The following is a 3,864-nucleotide window of genomic DNA, read 5'->3' on the forward strand; positions in this document are numbered from 1 at the left end:
CGCCACCGGGTGTCGGCGCTGAACCTGCTGGTCAGCGCGCTGGTGCGCACCGCCGCGCACGACGAGCCGCCGCAACGCAGCCCGTTCAAGAAGGCCAAAGGCGAGGTCGAAGCCGGCTGATCGGCTTGGCCGTCAGTGCAGCAGCGGCCGGGGTGAATCGCGCAACTCGGCCAGCATCTGACGCATCGGCTCGGCGTCGGCGGCGTCGGGCACGTGGTCGAGATAAGCCGTCAGGTCTTCAGCGGCCGCGTCGGGCTGGCCCAGTTCGGCGAAGGTCAGGCCGCGGTCGCGCCGCTCGTCCCATGCGTCGGGCAGCAGGCAGATCAGGCGGTGCTGCACCGCCAGCAGGCTCGCGAAATCCTCGGACTGCTGGTGGATCGATTTCAGGTTGCGCAGCATGCGGGCAATGATGTCGCGCGGTGCCGCCGACTGCAGGAACAACCCCAACGGCACCTCGAAATCGCCGACCAGGCCTTGTTTGCGGCGCAGCGGCTCCAGCCGCTCTTCCAACTCTTCACGCGACAGCGAACGGCCGTTGAACGGGTCCATCACCGCTTCGCCGTTGGGCAATCGCAGCTTGACCAGGAAATGGCCGGGGAAGGACACACCGCGCGCCACCAGCCCGGCGTGGCCGGCCAGTTCGATGTAGACCAGCGCCAGCGAAATCGGGATGCCGCGCCGGCTCGCCAGCACCTGGTGCATGTAGCTGTTGCCGGCGTCGTAGTAGTCATTGACGTTGCCGGCGAAGCCCAGTTCGCGGAAGAAGTAGCGGTTCAGCGTGCGCAGCCGGTGCATCGCGCTCGCATCGGCAGGCAGGCGGCGCTTGAGCTTGTCGCCCAAGGCTTCGATCTGGTCCAGCACCGCCTGGGTGTCCAGGTCAGGCTCGATGTCCTGTCCCAGCGAAACGGCGGCCTCCAGCAGCGCAAAATGGTCGTCCTCGGCCACCAGCGACGCGAAATACTCCAACGGGCTGATGGCTTCCAGGCGCAGCGGGAAACTCATGGCTTGAGTGTAGGACTTTTGGCTCGGCCGACCCAGGGAGGGCGCCCCCTAAGGTTCAAGCCCGACGTGCAAACTGGCGCAAGTCGACACCGCTGAGCCGCAGCACGCCAAAGTAGCCCAGCACCGAGGCGACCATCACGCCCGCCAGCCAGGCGACGCGCAGACCGGGCTGGGCTTGCATGCCCAACCAGTCCAGCGCGGTGGACGCGAAGAACAGGCCGCCGCCCAGCAGCACGTTGGCCGGCAACACCCGCGCCACGAAACCCGCCCAGCCCGGCCCGGGCTGGTAGTGCCCCTGGCGGCGCAGTCCCCACAGCAGCCAACCGGCGTTGAGCAACGCGCCCAGGCCGATCGACAGGGCCAGGCCGGCATGGCCCAGCCAGGGCACGAACACCAAGTTCATCAACTGGATGCAGATCATCACCGCCACGGCGATGCGCACCGGCGTGCGCATGTCCTGCTGGGCAAAGAAGCCGGGCGCCAGCACCTTGACGCCGATGATGCCCATCAGGCCGCAACCGTAGCCTTGCAGCGCCCGCACCGTCATCTCGACGGCTTCGGTGCTGAACTTGCCGTAGTGGAACAGCACCGCCACCAGCGGTTTGGCAAACAAGCCCATCGCCACCGCGAACGGCAGTGCCAGCAGCACCACCAGGCGCAGCCCCCAATCGAGTTGGGCCGAGTAGCCGACGTCGTCGTTCTGTGCACGTTTGGCCGACAGGCCCGGGATCAGCACCACACTCAGCGCGACGCCCAGCAGCGCGGTCGGGAACTCCATCAGGCGGTCGGCGAAAAATAGCCACGACACGGCACCCGGCCCCAGGTGCGAAGCGATCTGCGTGTTGATCAACAGCGACAGCTGTGCCACCGACACGCCCAGCAGTGCCGGCCCCATCTGCCGGAGCACCAGGTGCACGCCGGGGTGGTGCCAGGCCTGACGCCATGCCGCCAGGCTGACGCCGATGCGGGGCAGACAGCCGATGCCGCGCAGGGCCGGGATCTGAATCGCCAGCTGCAGGACGCCACCGATCATCACCCCCGCTGACAAGGAGTGGATGGGATCGATGCCGTGATTCTTCAGCCACGGCGCCAGCAGCAGCATCGTGCCGATCATCGACAGGTTCAGCAGCACCGGCGTGGCGGCCGGCAACGCAAACCGCCGCCAGGTGTTCAGGATGCCGGCCGACAGGGCGACCAGCGACATGCAGCCGATGTACGGGAACATCCAGCGTGTCATCACGACCGCGAGGTCCAGCCTTTCCAGGCCGGCGCCGAACATCCAGACGATAACCGGCGCGCCGACGATGCCGACGATGCAGGTCAGCAGCAGGGCCCAGAACAGCACCGTGGTCACCGCATTGATCAGCGCCTTGGTGACGTCGTCGCCCTCGCTGGCTCGGGTCGTGGCCAGGGTCGGCACGAAGGCGGTCGAGAACGCGCCCTCGCCGAACAAGCGACGCAGCAGATTGGGGATACGGAACGCGACCTGGAAGGCGTCGGTGATCGCACCGGCGCCAAAATGGCTGGCGATGAGTTGGTCACGCACCAGGCCGGTCACGCGCGACAACAGGGTCCACAGCGACACCGTCGACGCGGCCTTCAGGAGATTCATGGGCGGGCCAGCAGCTTGTTCGGGGCGTGAAAGGCGGCGGATTGTAGCCAGCGGGTCAATACGGCTTGACACCATCCGCCAGCCCTTCTTGCGGCCCGGTGGCCAAAAATGCTATACTCGACAGTCTTTTCCCACCGGAAAATCTTAAACACCCATGGCCACCTCCTCCAAAGCCAAGAAGCGCACCGTGCGCCTGGCCTCGGGCCGCAAGCGCGCCCGCCAAGACGTCAAGCTGAACGCTGCCAATTCGTCGCTGCGTTCGAAGTTCCGCACCTCGATCAAGAATGTCCTGAAGGCTGTTGCCACCGGCGACAAGTCGAAGGCCACCGAGTTGTTCAAGACCGCCCAGGGCGTGATCGACTCGATCGCCGACAAGGGTCTGTTCCACAAGAACAAGGCCGCCCGCCACAAGAGCCGCCTGTCGGCCAAGGTCAAGGCGCTGGCCGCCTGAAGCMTTTTTCCTGGTGGGATGCAAAGGGCTCGCAGTGCGGGCCCTTTTTCATTGAGCCTGACAAAAGGCTCAGCTGAAACAACAAGGGCCCGACATGCGGGCCCTTTGCTTTTCCCCGACGCGCCGGCGTCACATGCCCGGCCGTGCCTTCGGTGGCGGGTCCGGCAACAGGCAGGCATCAGCCACCTGCAGCCCGTTGTCGCGGGCGAAATTCATCACGAACTCCCAGGCCATCGGCTCGATCTCGCGCAGCGCCTCGTTGACGATGACGCATTTCACGCCGTTGATCACCGTCGGCACGCAGTAAGGCGAATAGCCGATGTGGGCGCCGGGGCCGCCCACCACCCCACCGGGACGGAAACACGACATGGMGCCCGCCAGGCGTTCTGCCCAGTCACTGGGTCGGAACGTACGGCCATCCAAGGTCTGGCCTTGGATGAAGACTTCGCGGGGCTTGGGCAAAGACATCGGCAGGGGCAAGGACGACACCAGCCTGAGCAGTGGCGTCKACGGCGAAAGGCGTATTGTGCCTTGGAGTTGTTGCGCCGCAGCATGCATGGGCTCTCCGCGGTCCGTGACCCGCGCTTCGTCGGCGTGGCGACAGGCCCGCTTTAGAATTCCCCGAGGGCTGGCGCGTGACCGAGCTGACGCGTCCGGCCCTTCTCTTTTTGCCGCCAGGAGTGAGCCGATGACCGCCTCGATGCCGCACGTGATGAACACCTACGGGCGCCTGCCGATTGCCCTGTCGCATGGCCGAGGCTGCCGCGTCTGGGACACCAACGGCAAGCAGTACCTGGAC

4 protein-coding genes are annotated in these 3,864 nt (G+C 66.2%); 1 reads left to right on the forward strand and 3 read right to left on the reverse strand.

Features of this window, described 5'->3' with window-relative positions:
- Positions 1-132: 132 nt before the first annotated feature.
- Together AC1DYI_RS29070 and murJ are read right to left on the reverse strand one after the other, a co-directional pair.
- Positions 133-1,002, reverse strand: a complete 870-nt coding sequence (locus AC1DYI_RS29070; protein ID WP_477207598.1) for a SirB1 family protein — start codon at positions 1,000-1,002, stop codon at positions 133-135.
- A 55-nt stretch (positions 1,003-1,057) separates the two neighbouring features.
- A complete protein-coding gene (gene murJ, locus AC1DYI_RS29075) occupies positions 1,058-2,614 on the reverse strand; it encodes a murein biosynthesis integral membrane protein MurJ (RefSeq protein WP_477207599.1) in 1,557 nt (518 codons plus the stop codon).
- Between the two features lie 154 nt (positions 2,615-2,768).
- On the opposite strand from murJ, the gene rpsT reads away from it, so the two are divergent.
- Entirely contained in the window at positions 2,769-3,065 is a 297-nt protein-coding gene (rpsT, locus tag AC1DYI_RS29080; RefSeq protein ID WP_477207600.1) for a 30S ribosomal protein S20, read from the forward strand.
- Positions 3,066-3,194: 129 nt separating this feature from the next.
- Here rpsT and AC1DYI_RS29085 read toward each other — a convergent pair whose 3' ends face one another.
- Positions 3,195-3,533 carry a DUF3579 domain-containing protein gene (locus tag AC1DYI_RS29085; RefSeq protein WP_477207601.1) on the reverse strand — a complete coding sequence of 113 codons (339 nt, stop codon included), beginning with the start codon at positions 3,531-3,533 and terminating at the stop codon, positions 3,195-3,197.
- Positions 3,534-3,864: the final 331 nt, after the last annotated feature.

Source organism: Ideonella sp. P3_A4, assembly GCF_056403075.1.

Excerpts from the sequence above, each read along its gene's own strand:
- AC1DYI_RS29070 (WP_477207598.1), bottom strand. The coding sequence starts at position 1,002 with ATGAGTTTCCCGCTGCGCCTGGAAGCCATCAGCCCGTTGGAGTATTTC.
- rpsT (WP_477207600.1), top strand. The coding sequence starts at position 2,769 with ATGGCCACCTCCTCCAAAGCCAAGAAGCGCACCGTGCGCCTGGCCTCG.
- murJ (WP_477207599.1), bottom strand. The coding sequence starts at position 2,614 with ATGAATCTCCTGAAGGCCGCGTCGACGGTGTCGCTGTGGACCCTGTTG.